Origin of the sequence: Roseibium sp. FZY0029, from assembly GCF_036350355.1 — a bacterium.
In the GTDB taxonomy this organism is placed as follows: Bacteria; Pseudomonadota; Alphaproteobacteria; order Rhizobiales; family Stappiaceae; genus Roseibium.
In genome coordinates this window covers 374,159-389,720 of record NZ_JAZDVZ010000003.1, presented here as the reverse complement: position 1 = coordinate 389,720, position 15,562 = coordinate 374,159, and the positions used below count along the sequence as shown (strand labels likewise).

Genomic DNA, 15,562 nt, shown 5'->3' with positions numbered 1-15,562 from the left:
GGCCGTGCGCAGTCATTTTGATTTCACTCAGAAGTAGGTGGACGTTTTGTCCGGCGTTGAAGCCAGCGCTTCGGAAATGACCCTGAGCGCGCTGTCGATCTGTGCACGGTCATGTGGCCCGCCCAGACAGAGCCGCACGGCTTCGTCGGCTTTTCCGGTGATGGTAAACGCATCGCTTTCGACAACGCCGACCGGCTGGTTTCGCATCTGGCTGACGAAGGCCGGGCGGGACCAGCCATGCGGCAAGGATAACCACAGGTGAAAGCCGTCCGTGTCGGCCTCGAACTGCAGGCCCTTCAGATAGCGTGCAGCCAGTTCCTGCCGGGCCGCGCTTTCACTGCGGATGTGCCGAAGCAGGGCCTTGGCGGTGCCGTCTTCGATCCACCGCGTGGCAAGGGCTGTGTTGAGCGGTGAAATCATGATGCAGGATGTGCGTTGCGAGCGGCTGAACTGCCAGGCCGCCCTCCGGTCAGGTGCAAGGACGTGGGCCAGCCTGATGCCGGCTCCGATGCTTTTTGAAAGAGAGCCGATATACCAGGTCACGTCCGGAGCGATGGCGGCAATCGGCGGCATCTCCTTGCGGCTGAGCTGGCCATAGGGGTCGTCCTCCAGAATCGGAACACCGTGGCGTTGCGCGACGGCCGCAAGGTCGCGGCGCCGCTGCTCCGTAAGGGTTCGGGTGGTGGGATTGTGAAGGGTCGGGTTGAGATAAAGCGCTTTCAAACGTCCATCGAGACAAGCGTCCTGAAAGGCAGCGGGGTCGATGCCTTCCCCATCGGTCGGCAATCCGCGCAATTCCAGGCGAAGCTGGCCGCAGATGGAGCGGATCCCAGGGTAGGTGACGGCTTCACAGGCAATCCTGTCCCCTGGTTCGCTGAGCGTTGCAAGAATACTGGCAAGGGCAGCCTGAGCGCCCGGTGCGTGCAGGATTTCTTCCGGAGCGGGCTTTAGGCCAACCCCGGCAAGCCATTGCGCTGCCGCTTGCGGGTCCGGGTCTTTCTCGGCAATTGTCTGGTACCGCAACAGCGGGATGAGATCGGCTGACAGCGCGGCAACACCTTCTCGCATACGTTCGATCAAGTTGGGGTCGCTGACTTCCGGTGGCAGGTTCATCGAAAAATCTGGTGCTGACAGGCGTCTGGCGTCACGTGCCGCGAGGCCAACGCCCAGCTTGGTGCCGTTTAGCTGCGTGTCCGGACCGGTAACGAAAGTGCCGCTGCCGACCATGGAGGAAATCACACCGCGCCGCCTCGCCTCGGTATAGCCGCGTGCAACGGTCGTGAAATCGAGCCCCAGCCGGGCCGCCAACTGGCGTTGCGCCGGCAATCTGTCTCCAGGCGAAAGGCGTCCGGCGCGGATATCCGCTTCTATGGCGTCAGCGATCGCGGCATAGCGCGGGGCATTGCTGGCGGAAAGATCCGGGCACCATTCGGTCATGACGAATTGTCTTTCAAATTGACTGGATAATGACTGTATACAGACGAGGTGTCTGCTTGTCATCAGTCATTCGCACAAAGTGCGTCGACCTGCGGGTGCTTGCGCGGGATCGGCGGTAGAAGCACCACAGCATGCCAGCGAACACTGGAGCTCCGGCTCAGGCAAGTTGTTTCCAGGCCTCATGCCGCCCCATCGAGCAAAGCGTCATGAAGATCCGTGAGGTCAGCCGCGGTCGAGCACTTCCACTGCCAGAACCGTTGGCAGGTGGCGGGCGATTTCCTGCCAGGTTTCGCCTTCGTCCAGGCTCGCGAAAACCGAGCCGGAGTTTGTGCCGAAGTATAGTCCGGCAGGGTCTCGCCTATCGCCGCCCATCGCCTGACGCAAAACCGTGAAGAAGCAGGCCTCCTGTGGCAGTCCGTTGCGTTTGTCGCGCCAGGTTCTGCCACCATCCTCTGATTTCCAGACGGCTGCTGCCGCGCCCGGCGGAAATCGCCCTTCGGTGTCGCCGTTGAGCGGTAACGTCCAGAGGGTGTCCGGATCACGCGGGTGAACCCGGATCGGGAAGCCGAAAGTGGAGGGAAGGCCGTCGGTGATATTGTCCCAGTTAAGCCCGCCATCTGCAGAGCGCCAGACGCCGTGATGGTTCTGTTGATAGAGCAGGTCGCCGCTGCCTGGTGCGCGCATCATGTTGTGAACGCAATGGCCCGTTTCGCCGTCCCGCGGGGAGGCGGGGTGGTCGTGTCCTTCACAGGCGGCAGCGTTGGACAGCCGATTGCGCCGCTCCCAGGTGACACCGCCGTCCTCGCTTGCAAATACGCCGGCGGCGGAAATGCCGATCCAGAGTTTGTTCGCATTGTCCGGGTCGGAAACGATAGTATGTAGCACCAGGCCGGCTGCACCCGGGTTCCAACTGTCTGCGGACGGGTGATTGGCAAGACCTTCCAGATGCGTGAAGCTTTTGCCGCCATCGCGGCTGGCGAGAAACCGCGCCGGTTTGGTGCCGGCATAGAGCGTGCCGTGAGCATAGCCAAGCGACCAGACCTGCGAGAAGTCTTCACCGAAAGGCAGCTCCTGCGGTGTCCAGTTGAGAAACTTGGCCGTTTCAGGATCGTTTGCGGCCCACTCGTCAATCGTGCCCTTGGTCAGCCGCGTGACTTCCCAGGTCTTGCCGCCGTCGACCGAACGCCAGACACCGGCACCGGACCATTCGCCGCCGCCACCAGCCCAGATCGTGCCGCTGTCCGCGTCGCCGATCATGTGATTGATCGGCCATCCATCGCAAAAGGGACCACTTACGTTCCAGCCTTCCCGGTTGTCTCCACCGTTCAGCAGAAATGCACCCTTGGTGGTCCCGACAAGTATAGTTACACCCGACGCCATGGTTTGCCTCCTCAAGAGAGGAGTAGAGAATACCATGAGTTCAATTGAGAGTAGATGGGTTCCTTTGCGACTTTTGCGGATGGTCGGCGCAAGGCTGCTGGCGCAAGGAAAGTGGTCCTCTAGCTCTTGCATAACTGGATCTTCCGGCAGTATCGCTGGCACGCTAGACAGGTGACGTCTGCCGGTAGCAAACTACCGGCCCTTGCAAGTCGTGCCTTTTCCGGAGTTGACCATGCCTGAAGACCTGAGCTGCTGGGCAGCGCGCCCCCGGCCGGAGCACACGCCGATTGCCGGTCGTTACGTCGCCCTTGAACCGCTTGACCCGGAGCGTCACACGTTTGGTCTTTTCGAGGCTTCGAATGTGCCGGACGGCGATGAGAAATTCCGTTGGCTGCCTGAATATCCGCCCGAGACGGAAGCCGGATTCCGCCCCTGGGTGGAGACGGCTGCTGCCAGCAAGGACCCGCTTTTCTTTGCCGTCATTGAAAAGGAAACCGGCACAGTGGCGGGGCGGCAGACGCTCATGCGGATCGATGCGGCCAATGGCGTCATCGAAATCGGCAATATCTATTGGGGTCCACTGATCTCGCGCAGGCGTGGAGCGACGGAAGCGCTTTACCTGTTCATGAAATATGTTTTCGACGATCTCGGCTATCGCCGTTTCGAATGGAAGTGCAACAACGAGAATCTGCCGTCCAAACAAGCCGCCCTGCGGTTCGGCTTCACTGAGGAGGGCGTCTTCCGGCAACACCTCGTCGTCAAGGGGCTCAATCGCGACACTGCATGGTTCTCCATCATCGACAAGGAATGGCCGGCGCTGAAAAAGGGCTACGAGGCCTGGCTGGCGCCGGAGAATTTCGGGCCGTCCGGAGAGCAGAAACGCAAGCTCGGCGAGTGTCTTGCGCAAGCGGCGGCAAGCCGTCAATCATGAGTGAATGGCGTTCGCCGGATTCGCTTCACGAGACCTTTTTATGACACCCAGACATATCGGCATCTTGCAACCCGGACACGCTCCAGACGAACTGGCGGCGAAGCTGGGCGACTATGACGCCTGTTTCCGGCGGTTACTGGCAGACCGAGGGTTTTCCTTCACGACCTTTGATGTTGAGGCAGGCGAGTTTCCGGAGGGGCCGAACGTGGCGGATGCCTGGCTGATAACCGGATCCCGCCACGGGGCGTATGAAGACCATGGCTGGCTTCCTCCGCTGGAAGATCTCATCCGCGCCATTCATCAGAGCGAACGTCCGCTCATCGGGGTGTGTTTCGGGCATCAGATCATCGCGCAGGCGCTTGGTGGCCGGGTGGAGCGGTCAGCGAAGGGGTTCACCGCAGGGCCCCAAACCTATCGCGGCTTCGGTCACGAAAAGCTTGTGCTCAACGCGTGGCATCAGGACCAGGTGATCATGGCCCCGAAAGGGTTTGAGGTGGTTGCGCGAAGTGAAGGCTGCCCGATAGCCGGAATGCATCTGGCCGGCCGTATCCTGACCTGCCAGCCGCATCCGGAAATCAGTCCGGACTATCTTGCCGGGATTGTTGGCCTGCGCGGTTACGTGCTGAACGAGGCGCAGCGTGCCGACTTGCCAAAGCGGATCGAGGCCATGCCGCTTGATACGGACAAGGCGGCCGATCTTTTCGCAAGATTTCTGAAGGGGGAGGATCTCGGCGAGTTGACACCGAAAGCCATTGAGGCTTGATCGTCATCGTTGCAAGCCGCAGCCGGTCCCAACCCGAAAAAGCGCATAAGTAGAACTGCTGTTCAGTTAAAACAATAAATTGAATTTCCCTGGCGTGCGGGTGTTAAATGAAGGTGCGGATCTGCATTCGCGCGTCATTGCAAACACAGGCATTTTGAGGGGCATCATGCGCAAGACCATTTCCACTATCGACCGGACCGCGATCAGCGGATATCCGACCTATTGCGACGGCTATGCCCGGCCGGGCAACCTCGGCAACGGCTATGTTTCGGTGGTCAAGGTGGCCACAGGAACGGTTGAGAAAACGGACGATTTTCTGCTGGACGGTATCGTCGCCTACGACAGAGCTGAGGCGAACGATGCCTATATCGGCCAGATCAACATGGAAACGGCATCTTCCTTCTGCGGCATCGCGGGCAATGTCTGGGGCTATGACCTTGCCTACAACAGCGCGCTCGACAAGCTGAAGCCCATGTTCAGCGCCAAGCAGTATGACGGGTCGGACTTGCCGGTCTATGACGCCGCGCCGCTGATCGATGCCGGTATCGCGTTGTTCGGTACAGAACCGCACCGACGCTTTCCGCCAGCGCCCGGCGCACATGTGATCTGCGCAAACAAGAGCACCACCAATTTACGTCCGCGAGACAGGGAGCCGGATCCCGGCAAAGGGGAGGCCTATGGGGTCTGGTGTTACATTGCTCTGTCGATCACGCGTGATCGCTACAACTCGGCGGATCTGTTTATCGAGGATGCGGGCACCTGGACGAAGAATGACAATGAAGCCGAGCTGAAGGCCTTTCTGGAGGAGCATCAGAAATCCGTGGCGTGGAGCATCGTTGCCTGCGGCAAGGACCAGTCCGTGCTCTATGACCGCACTTTCATGGCCTATGCCTATGTCATCATGAAGCCCGGTTTCGTGGGTACGGCGCTCACTGTCGCTCCCTATGTCACATTGGCCCAGCGGGCGGTTCCTGCCCCGGGCTTCAACACACTTTACGACCTGACCCTGAGCGACTGGGAGCGAGCGGTCGGTCTGGCCTGAGCCGGTCCTGTCCACCGGTCGGAAGCGCAAAGGTTTTGTCCGCGAATGAAAAAGGCAATCGGACGGACCCGTCCGATTGCCTTGCTTGTTTCGACATAAATGGGAATGCTGGCGGTGTCTCAGTGGCTCTTTGTGGCGGATTTGCCTCTGACGAGCCGCCAGAGCGGCACGATCACCTTGGTGGTGATCGGGATCAGCACCATGCCGAATGCCAGGCCGAAGATACCGTCCAGGGTCGCGGTGACCGCCCAGGTGACGAAGCCTTGAGCGACGTGGACCGCGTGCGCAACGTTGTGCGCGATGTCATGGATGGTATCGTAGATCAGGCCGAAGCCCAGAACTTCCGTGCCATGAAGCACGATGGAGCCGCCGACCCAAAGCATGGCAGCGGTGCCGACGATCATCAGCAGTTTCATGAAGCCGGGCATCGCTTTGACGATGGCTCGCCCAACGGCGCGGGTTGCCGACAGGCGGCCATAGCGCGTCAGCATCAGGCCGAAATCGTCTGCCTTCACCAGCAACGCGACCGAACCGTAGACGACGGCGGTGATGCCGATGGCGACAATGGCCAGGGCTGCCGCTTCCAGCCAGAGGGTGCTCTCCGGAATTTCCGACAGGGCGATCGTCATGATTTCGGCTGACAGGATGAAATCGGTCTTTATGGCCCCTGACACCCTTTGTTCTTCCAGATGCAGAGGATCGGCGACAAAGTCATCGGGTTGGTCCGCGTCATGATGGTGCGGCTTGAAGAGGTGGTAGATCTTTTCGGCGCCCTCGAAACACAGATAGGCGCCCCCCAGCATCAACAGGGGCGTGATGGCACCGGGCAGAAACTCGTTGAGGGCAAGACCGGCGGGCAGCAGGAACAGCAGCTTGTTCTTGATCGAGCCTTTCGCGATGCGCCAGACAATCGGAATTTCGCGTGCGGGTGAAAACCCGGCAACATATTTCGGAGTGACAGCTGCGTCGTCGATCACGGCGCCCGCCGCCTTCGCACCCGCCTTGGCCGCCTGGCCGATCACGTCATCCGCAGACGCAGCTGCAATCTTCGCAATCGCGGCAACGTCATCGAGAAGGGCAAGCAATCCGCTCATGGCAGCTCCAGGTTTGTGTCCGTCCGGAGAGGAACCTTACATGGTTTTGTGGCCTGCGCTGCCAGCTTTCGTTTTTTCCACAATACTGATGTTGCAGTGCGCTGAGTGGACGTACGAGTGCTGACGCCATTGCTTTCAGATCGGCCTTCAAGTTGAGGGGAAGAGGTGGCTGTTCGGGACGCAGCCAGTCCCAAAAGGGTGTTCCCTTCGTCTTTGAGACTTGCCTTGTTTCCGTGCGCGCGGTGTTCAGGAATGCCGGCTGGTCTTCGGTGACGCAATTTGGTTGGCCTCGCTACTCGCCGCAAATGTCAGCAAATGCGCTGATAGCAGACCTGCCGAAACACTTAGCGTGAGTTGCTGGACGCTCCTGCGCAAAAGGCTGCTCCGGCGGCTGCGAAGGCATGGTTCTTCCTTGCCGACCCCTCATCCAAGAGCGCCTTTCTGGTATGACAAATAGGATGATAAGCACCTGCTCGAAGGTGCTGCGTATTTCTTGAAGAGCGAAATTAATAATATTATCAATTCGTAACATCATGTTTAAATGAGAAAAAATGGAAATTTATTCGAAATTTACGTCGCGGCGTTGACACCGGTTAATTCTCTCAGTAGGTATTTTTTGGTCCAACAAATAGGCTATGCTGAGCCAGCGGACGACACATTCAGGAACAGATGATGGAAGTGGAAGCTGGTGGATCAATGATGCGTTCGGGTCAGGCGGGTGAATCCGCCGTGGACGCCGTTGTGCAGCAGATCCGGGACCTGATCGCGAGTTCCAGGTTGAAGGTGGGCGATAGCCTTCCGACCGAGCGGGAGCTCTGCGCCCAGTTTAACGCCAGCCGCAACACCGTGCGCGAAGCGATGCGCATCCTGAAAGCTTATGGGCTGGTGGATGTGCGCCCGAAAATCGGTGCCACCATCATCGACAATCGCATGTCGCGCGCTTTCGAGCTGTTCTCTTTCAACACGATGGAGCTCTCCCGCAAGTCCTTCAGCGACGTCCAGGCGCTGCGCGGGTTGTTGGAGGTTGGATCGGCTGAAATGCTGGTCGACAAGGTCAACCGGAACGATCTGAACGAGCTCAACGACATCAACGCAGAGCTGGCCGCCAACCACGACCTGAACGAGGCTTCAGAGATCGACTACGCCTTTCACGTTCGTCTGGTCTCGATTCTCGACAACGCTGCCATTCTGGATGTCTACGCGGTCATGAAGCCGGTGATCCTGCGGATCATGCAGAAGGGCAAGACCCGCAGAACCTTCATGACTGAAACCTTCAGCGAACATCAGGGCGTGATCGATGCGCTCGCGGCCCGCGACAGGCTGGCCTTTCAGTACCGATTGCGCACGCATTTGATGTTCGGCGCCCGCCACTTCAGCCAGGAGATGGAAGCAACGGCCTGACAGGCCAGCCGGCGAGGCAGGAGACAACAAGCGGTGGCTGGGGGGCGTCGACCAGCCAAGAGGAGCCGCAGCTTGACGCAAGTACGGGAGGAAGTGCGATGAATACGAAGTTGAAATTGACGACTGCGCTGACGATGGCACTGCCGGCGCTTGTTCTGTCCACGGCCATGGCTCTCGCGGGCCCTGCCGAAGTGTCCGGGCCCGGTGTGAATCCGGAGTGTTTCGCGCCCTGGTCGGCAGACACCAAATTCTTCAAATGGGATGCAAAGCCGGGTCCCTACCGGATCGCCGTTGTCAACGGTTTCGTCGGTAATACCTGGCGCATTCAGATGATCAAGACCGCAAAGGCCTTTGCCGAGGATCCGTCGCTGAAGGAAAAGATCTCGGACTTCAAGGTTGTCTCGACAGGCACGGACGCGCCGGCCCAGCTGGGTGCAATCGAGGATTTCATCAACCAGGGCTATGACGCCATCGTCACCATTGCCGTGTCACCCGATGGCTTTGACCGGGTAATCCGCCTCGCAGACAAGAACAACGTCGTCATTGTTCCGTTCGACAACGTGCTCGACACCGACAAGGTCATGCAGGTCAACGAGGATCAGCTCAAGATGGGCCGCATGTGGGCGGAGTTTGCGGTCAACGAGCTGAAGAAAAAGGGCGTCACTTCCGGCAAGATCCTCGAGGTGCGTGGGCTGCCGGGCAACTCCGTGGATCGTGACCGCTCCATTGGCATCAACGAGGTTCTGGATGCTTCGGGCGGCGACTGGGAAGTGGTGCAGGTCGTCGGCAACTGGGATGATGGCACCACCCAGAAAGTGGTTGCCGATGCGATTGCCGTTCATGGCGAGTTTGTCGCCGTTGTCGGACAGGGTGGTTCCAACGGCGTTGTCCAGGCGCTCAAGGATGCCGATCATCCGTGGGTTCCGGTGGCCGGGGAATCTGAAAACGGTTTCCGCAAGGCGATTGCCGAATATTCCGACGATGGGCTGAAGGGCATTTCCATCGGTCAGTCACCGGGTCTCGTCGCCATTGCAATGAAGGCGGCGGTCTCCGCACTGGAAGGCAATGTCATGCCGCAGCTCATCTCCGTGCCGCTGCCGGTCGCAACATACGACCAGCTGGAAGACGGCAAGAACTACTGGTCCGACCTTCCGGACAACTTCTTCACCGTCAACGAGTTCCCGCCCTGCGGCGTCAACATTTCCGGTCCGGAAATCATGTCGCAAACCGAAGAAGACGTGAAGTAACCCACAAGAGCCAACAGAACCGGTCCCGGGCACGCCCCGGGACCAGTTCGAAAACCATGGACCGGGCTCAAAGCAGGGTGAGCGCACGCGCATGACTGAAGCGATTGTTGAATATCGGGGCGTTTCCAAATACTTCGCCGGCATTCGTGCCCTGGAAGGGGTCGATTTCAAGTGCCGGCCCGGTTCCGTGCACGCGATCCTGGGCGAAAACGGCGCCGGCAAATCCACACTCATCAAGATCATGGCCGGCGTGCTGCAGCCCGATGCAGGCACGCTTCTGATGGAAGGCAAGGAGGTTTCCTTTGCCGGGCCGCAGGCTGCGGTCGATGCCGGGATCGTCTGTATGTTCCAGGAGCTGTCGCTCATTCCGGATCTTTCGGTCGCGGACAATATTTCCATTTCCAGCCCGCCGCGCCGTTTCGGGCTGATCGACCGGCGGGCGCAGATCAGCCGCGCCGAAGAGCTGCTTGCCCGTGTGCGCTGCGAGGATGTCGATCCGAATGCGCTGGTGCGCGAATTGTCTCTGTCCCGACGGCAGATGGTCGAGATTGCCAAGGCGCTCGGGCGGAATCCCAAGGTGCTTATTCTCGATGAAGCGACGTCAGCGCTGACTGCACGCGATGTGCGCACCGTTTATGATCTTCTGGGCGAGTTGAAGGACGCCGGGGTCGCAAGCCTTTTCATTTCCCACCGGATGCATGAAGTCGAGGCGCTGTGCGACACGCTCTCGGTATTTCGAAACGGCCAGCACATCGAAACCTTCCAGAAGGGTGAGAAGTCCGAACGGGAGATCGTGCGGCTGATGATCGGCAGGGATGTCGATGCTCAGTTTCCACCGAAACCGGACCGGGCAGGGGAGGCAGCAACGGCCGAACCAATCCTGAAGGTGGCGGGGCTGAAGTGGGGGAACCGGCTGAACGGCATAGATCTTTCCCTGAAGCGGGGCGAAATCGTCGGGCTTGGCGGACTGGACGGGCAAGGTCAGAAGGAACTGCTGCTGGCTCTTTTCGGTGTGCTGAAGGATGTCGAGGGCGATGTGATCATCGGCGGGCAAAAGGGATTGCCATCCTCACCCGCCACGGCAAAAAACGCTGCAACCCGCATGGCGCTGGTTCCCGAAGACCGCAAGACGGAGGGGCTCATGCTCGACATGTCGATTGCCGACAATCTGCTCGTCTCCAGCTTCGGGAAGATTTCCAGGGGCCCGTTCATTGATCCGGGCAGAGCGGCGGCTGAAATCGGCAAAGGCATCGCGAAACTGCAGATCAAGGTCGGCTCCGCCGATGACCCGGTCATGACCCTGTCAGGCGGCAACCAGCAAAAGGTGGTGCTTGCCAAATGGCTGATGATCGATCCCGACATCATACTGCTGAATGATCCGACCCGGGGCATCGACGTCGGCACCAAGCAGGAGATCTATCGGCTCATGCGTGAGCTTGCGAATGAGGGCAAGGCCATTCTGTTTTATTCTTCCGACTATGCGGAACTGATCGGCTGTTGCGACCGGGTCTCCGTTCTTTATGGCGGCCAGGTCGTCAGCGAGCAGTCAGGTGACGGGATAACCGAGGAAAGCCTTGTCGCGGCCTCTCTCAACATCGGTGTCGAGGCAGCATGAAACGGGGTTCGACACGGTCCTCAGACCTGAAGCGCTGGTTATCTCAGAATACCGGATTTGCTGCCGCGCTGTTGCTGTTTGCGATCCTTTTCCTGACCTACAACGTGCTGCATCCGCGCGGTTTCTCCTCGGCGGTCGCCATTCAGAACGCCAACGAGACAGTCGCCATCGCCTTTGTTGCCATGGCCCAGACCCTGCCTGTGCTCATCGGTGGCCTGGATCTATCCGTCGGTGCCGTGATGACGCTGACGAATTGCGTTGCCTCGGAGCTGTTGACGGGGTCGCCGCTGCAAATTCTTCTGGGGGCGATCCTGACGCTGCTCACCGGAACGCTGTTCGGTTTCATGAATGGCTGCATCGTCGTCTACGGCCGCATTCAGCCGATCATCGCCACCCTGGCAACAGGGGCGGTCGCCATCGGACTAGCCCTGCTGATCCGGCCGAAGCCGGGCGGCAATGTCGACGATGATCTCGGCTGGGCGCTGACCAACTCCGTCTGGGATCTTGCCGATACCTATGGCTTTGCGGATGGGGGAGAGGCCTGGTGGCTGCGCCCCTTTGCCGACATCCCGGTGCCGTTTCTTCTGGTCGTTCTTGTGGCCGTCATCGTGTGGGTGCCTTTCCGCCGCTCTGTCACGGGGCGGACCGTGTACGCCATCGGCTCGGCGGAAGGTGCTGCCTATATGTCCGGACTGCCCATTCAGCGGGCCAAGATTACCGCCTTCACCCTTGCAGGATTTCTGGCTGCCTGCGGCGGCCTCTACCTTGCCATCCAGACCTCATCGGGCAATGCGGATGTGCAGCAGGCGGGCGCCTATACGCTGAACTCCATCGCAGCGGTGGTGCTTGGCGGCACATCGCTGCTTGGCGGAACGGGCGGGGCCATTGCCAGCCTGGTCGGAGCAATGATCCTCAGGGTCATTTCCTTCTACTTCCGTATTCTCGATATCGACCCGCTGCTGCAGCCGTTGATCGAGGGGCTCGTGTTGCTGACGGCCGTTTCCTTCGGGGCGTTCCGCACCTTGCGGGTCAAAAACCAGCTCGACTTGTTCAGGTAGCCAGGCATGCAGATTTCCCTTTCCAAAGAAAACCGACCGATTGTCATTGCGTCCCTGTTTGTGGGCGTCATCCTGATTGCCGGCACTGCCTACACTCTATCTACGACAGGCACGGCACCCCTGCTGTCGGTCAACTATCTGCTGCAACAGTTGCAAACGGGCTCGTTCCTGGGAATTTGCGCGGCCGGAATGATGATGGTCATACTGCTGGGCCATATCGATCTCTCCATTCCCTGGACATTGACAGCAGCGGCCATGACGGCGACGGCAGTTGGCGGGGACCTCGCCATTCCGACGGCCCTTGGCGTCGGCGTTTGCGTCGGCCTTCTCAACGGTATCGGTGTCGCCTGGCTCCGCATTCCCTCGATGATCTTCACCCTTGGTGTCGACACCGTGCTGCGCGGATTGATGGTCGCCCAGACGGGCGGATTCGCGCCGCAAGACAGGGCAACGCCGGTCATGCTGTTCCTAGCCAAGGACAGGATCTTCGGCGTTCCGGCCACCATTCTGGTCTGGGCAGCGGTTTCAATCGTGATCGCTACCCTTTTGACCCGGACAGGCTTCGGCAGGTCTCTCTATGCCACCGGGTCACGTGAGGGGGCGGCGTATCTTTCGGGCATCCGGACACGTTGGGTCATCGTCGGAGCCTTTGTCACATCCGGTGTGTGCGCCGCCATCGCCGGGGTGCTACTGACCGGATATTCCGCCAAGGCCTACCAGGGCATGGGCAATGCGTTCCTGCTGCCGGCGATTGCCGCGGTCGTTCTCGGCGGCACGCATATTCTCGGGGGCAAGGGCAGATATGTCGGTACGCTTGTCGGCGTCATCCTGATCGTGCTTCTCAATTCCGTTCTGTCGATCATGCAGATGCCGGAAGCAGGCCGGCAGATCATCTATGGCGCGGTGATCATCGGCATGCTGTTGGTCTATGGGCGCAATCAACGCGTCACGTCCTGAAGACAGCCCGGTTGGCTGCCTCCCATTAGTCTTTGCGAAATAGAGGAATTGTTCTTTACGGCCAGGCCGCCTCAGGCGAGGGCGGCCAGCGAAGGCACTTCTACTTGAAGCGAGACGGAAAGCTGCGAAGGTGCGCTTCTCCTCTTCGGCACCGGGCTCGGCACGGCGGACAGGAGACGGCGCGTATAGGGGTGTTCCGGGTTCTTCAGAATTCGGTCCGTCGGCCCGGTTTCGACAATCTCGCCCTTATACATCACCGCGATGCGGTGGCTGACCCGTTCGACCACGCCGATATCATGTGAGATGAACAGAAACGACAGGCCTTCCGTGCGTTGCAATTCCAGCATGAGATCGGTGATCTGCCGGGCGATGGACACATCCAGCGCGGAAACCGCTTCGTCCGCGATGATGAGTTTCGGCTCCACGGACAGCGCACGGGCAATGCACAGGCGCTGGCGTTGCCCGCCAGAGAACTGGTGCGCGAAGCGATTGATGGCATCGCGCTCAAGCCCGACCCGTTCGACCAGATCCGCTGCGAGTTCCTTCTGCTCCTTCTGTGAGACGAGCCCATGGATCCGGGCCGGTTCCGTGATCAGCTCATGAACCGGAAGCCTCGGGTTGAGGCTCGCATAGGGGTCCTGAAACACCATCTGCATGTCTTTTCGTGTTTCCCGGAGCGCCTGTTTGGAGGAGCTGTTCAGGACCTTGCCGTCAAGCCACACCGACCCGCTTTCAGGTTCGATCAGATGCAGGATGGATCGCGCCAGGGTCGACTTGCCGCAACCGGATTCGCCTACCAGGCCGAGCGTCTCACCATGGGCCACCTTAAGGGAAACGCTGTTCACAGCCAGAACGCTATCGGACTTTCTGGAAAATAGGCGGGATTTGCCGGCAAAGCGTGTCGACAGACAATCCACTTCCAGCACGGTGCCGGTTCCGGCTTGCCGGGTACTGCTGCCGGACCCAGGTTTGGGTGTCGCTGCCATCAGTGCCTTGGTATAGGCGGCCTTCGGCCGTTCGAAGAGATCGTGTACGCTCGCTTCTTCCATCTTTTCGCCGTTGCGCAGGACGACCACCCGGTCGGCAATCTCGGCAACAACGCCCATGTCGTGCGTGATGAACAGAACGCCCATACCGATCTCGGCCTGCAGGTTTCTGATCAGTGTCAGGATCTCCGCCTGGGTGGTGACATCGAGAGCCGTTGTCGGTTCGTCGCAGATCAAAAGTTTTGGCCGGCAGGCAAGGGCCATCGCGATCATTACCCGCTGACGCAGACCGCCGGAGAGTTCATGGGGGTACTGGTGGAGCCGGCGCGCCGGGTCCGGAATGCGAACCTGGTCGAGGGCTTCTTCCGCAGCCTTCATGGCCTTGCGTCTGTCATATTTCCTGTGGCGGATGAAAACCTCGCCAACCTGGTCGCCAATCTTCAGCACCGGATTGAGAGAAGTCATCGGTTCCTGAAAGACCATGGAAATGGCATTGCCGCGCAGCGTGGTCAGTTGTGTATCCGTCAGGCTTCGCAGATCGTAGGAGCTCGCGCCGTCATTCAGGACGATGCGTCCCCCACCAATCGTTCCGCCTTCACGTTCGATCAGGCGCAGGATCGAGAGCGCCGTAGCCGATTTGCCGGAACCGGACTCTCCAACCAGCGCAAGCGTTTCACGCGCATGAATGGCAAAGGAAATCCCCTTGACCGCTTCATGGGCACCGAAAGAAATCTTGAGGTCCTGAACGTCCAGTACCGGCTTGGTCATTTGAGGTCTCCGCGGCGTCTTGCTGCAAATTCCGGGTGCTGGTTGAAATCCGGAAGCGGCGGTGTCCAGCGGTCGGCATGCGGCTTGAAGGAATGGGCAATAGGGTCGAGACCCTGCACTTGCCAGGAAACGGTTTCGCCCAGTTCGATCAGTCCGAAGGCTCCGGCAGGTTCGCCCTTGGTGGTGAAGCTTTCGGTGAGGGACTGCTGGGTCAGGTGGGTAATGCCGTCAACCGTGGTGATGGTGTTCCAGTGAACGTGCCCGGACAGGCAGACCACAGGATGGCGGGATTGAGCCAGTGCGGCGCGGGCGCGCTCGGCCATTGGGTAGGTCGATGCCGACGGATTGCGTTCGAAGTAGTAGTTGCCGATCTGGCCATGACCGGACACAGGCACGTGGCTGACAACCAGCAGCGGCCTGTCCGTGTTTTGGGCAACGCGCGACAGCCACAACAGATCGGCTTCATGCAGAATGAAACCGGAATGGTCTGGCGTACGATGGATCTTGCTGTCCGCGCGCCACAGGGCAATTCTCCAGTCCCCCGCGTCGATGGTCGTATTGGCGAAGGACTGACCGAGAATTTCCTCGTTGTCCGAAACCTCCAGGTGATCGCGGTCGTGATTGCCGTTGATGTGGTGGATCGGAGCGGTGATTGCCTTGAAGGCGTCGGCGACCTCACGCTCCAGCCGAAGGTCCGTGTCCCGGTCGACATCCGAAATACGGTCGCCCAGATCGATGACGAAATCAGGCGCAGCATCATTGGCGAAACGGGCAAACTCGGCCATCAGGTCGAGGGCGGTGTCACCGCGCTTGGTTGCGGAAGGTTTGCCGTGGTGGATGTCGGCGACGACTGCGATACGTACGGACACGTTGATTTTCCTGA

The 15,562-nt window shown here is 59.8% G+C and carries 13 protein-coding genes; 8 read left to right on the top strand and 5 right to left on the bottom strand.

Annotation, left to right across the window (positions count from 1 at the left end):
• Positions 1–27: 27 nt before the first annotated feature.
• Positions 28–1,437, bottom strand: coding sequence for an aminotransferase-like domain-containing protein (locus tag V1T76_RS10140; RefSeq protein ID WP_330560547.1), 1,410 nt, complete (start codon positions 1,435–1,437; stop codon positions 28–30).
• A gap of 222 nt (positions 1,438–1,659) precedes the next feature.
• On the bottom strand, positions 1,660–2,817 hold the full coding sequence (locus V1T76_RS10135) for a WD40/YVTN/BNR-like repeat-containing protein (RefSeq protein ID WP_330560546.1): 1,158 nt from the start codon (positions 2,815–2,817) through the stop codon (positions 1,660–1,662).
• Positions 2,818–3,049: 232 nt separating this feature from the next.
• Here V1T76_RS10135 and V1T76_RS10130 point away from each other — a divergent pair, with 232 nt between their 5' ends.
• The 3 genes from V1T76_RS10130 to hdcA all read left to right on the top strand — a co-directional run bounded on the left by V1T76_RS10130 (position 3,050) and on the right by hdcA (position 5,553).
• Positions 3,050–3,748 carry a GNAT family N-acetyltransferase gene (locus V1T76_RS10130; RefSeq protein WP_330560545.1) on the top strand — a complete coding sequence of 233 codons (699 nt, stop codon included), beginning with the start codon at positions 3,050–3,052 and terminating at the stop codon, positions 3,746–3,748.
• A gap of 40 nt (positions 3,749–3,788) precedes the next feature.
• Positions 3,789–4,511, top strand: coding sequence for a type 1 glutamine amidotransferase (locus V1T76_RS10125; RefSeq protein ID WP_330560544.1), 723 nt, complete (start codon positions 3,789–3,791; stop codon positions 4,509–4,511).
• Between the two features lie 166 nt (positions 4,512–4,677).
• Positions 4,678–5,553, top strand: coding sequence for a histidine decarboxylase, pyruvoyl type (gene hdcA, locus V1T76_RS10120; RefSeq protein WP_330560543.1), 876 nt, complete (start codon positions 4,678–4,680; stop codon positions 5,551–5,553).
• Positions 5,554–5,672: 119 nt separating this feature from the next.
• On the opposite strand, the gene V1T76_RS10115 is transcribed toward hdcA, so the two are convergent.
• Positions 5,673–6,647 (bottom strand): DUF808 domain-containing protein, encoded by a 975-nt coding sequence (locus V1T76_RS10115; RefSeq protein WP_330560542.1) that lies wholly within the window; start codon positions 6,645–6,647, stop codon positions 5,673–5,675.
• A 696-nt stretch (positions 6,648–7,343) separates the two neighbouring features.
• Here V1T76_RS10115 and V1T76_RS10110 point away from each other — a divergent pair.
• From V1T76_RS10110 to V1T76_RS10090, 5 genes are all read left to right on the top strand, one after another.
• Positions 7,344–8,048 (top strand): FadR/GntR family transcriptional regulator, encoded by a 705-nt coding sequence (locus V1T76_RS10110; protein WP_330560541.1) that lies wholly within the window; start codon positions 7,344–7,346, stop codon positions 8,046–8,048.
• Between the two features lie 98 nt (positions 8,049–8,146).
• Complete coding sequence (locus V1T76_RS10105; protein ID WP_330560540.1) at positions 8,147–9,295, top strand: sugar ABC transporter substrate-binding protein; 1,149 nt, start codon at positions 8,147–8,149, stop codon at positions 9,293–9,295.
• A 91-nt stretch (positions 9,296–9,386) separates the two neighbouring features.
• Positions 9,387–10,910, top strand: coding sequence for a sugar ABC transporter ATP-binding protein (locus V1T76_RS10100; protein ID WP_330560539.1), 1,524 nt, complete (start codon positions 9,387–9,389; stop codon positions 10,908–10,910).
• Entirely contained in the window at positions 10,907–11,968 is a 1,062-nt protein-coding gene (locus tag V1T76_RS10095) for an ABC transporter permease (RefSeq protein ID WP_330560538.1), read from the top strand. Before V1T76_RS10100 ends, V1T76_RS10095 begins: the two co-directional genes overlap by 4 nt.
• A gap of 6 nt (positions 11,969–11,974) precedes the next feature.
• Positions 11,975–12,925, top strand: a complete 951-nt coding sequence (locus V1T76_RS10090) for an ABC transporter permease (protein ID WP_330560537.1) — start codon at positions 11,975–11,977, stop codon at positions 12,923–12,925.
• Positions 12,926–12,996: 71 nt separating this feature from the next.
• On the opposite strand, the gene V1T76_RS10085 is transcribed toward V1T76_RS10090, so the two are convergent.
• Positions 12,997–14,679: an ABC transporter ATP-binding protein gene (locus V1T76_RS10085; RefSeq protein ID WP_330560536.1), complete on the bottom strand. Its 1,683-nt coding sequence runs from the start codon at positions 14,677–14,679 to the stop codon at positions 12,997–12,999.
• Positions 14,676–15,548, bottom strand: a complete 873-nt coding sequence (locus V1T76_RS10080) for a metallophosphoesterase family protein (RefSeq protein WP_330560535.1) — start codon at positions 15,546–15,548, stop codon at positions 14,676–14,678. Before V1T76_RS10080 ends, V1T76_RS10085 begins: the two co-directional genes overlap by 4 nt.
• Positions 15,549–15,562: the final 14 nt, after the last annotated feature.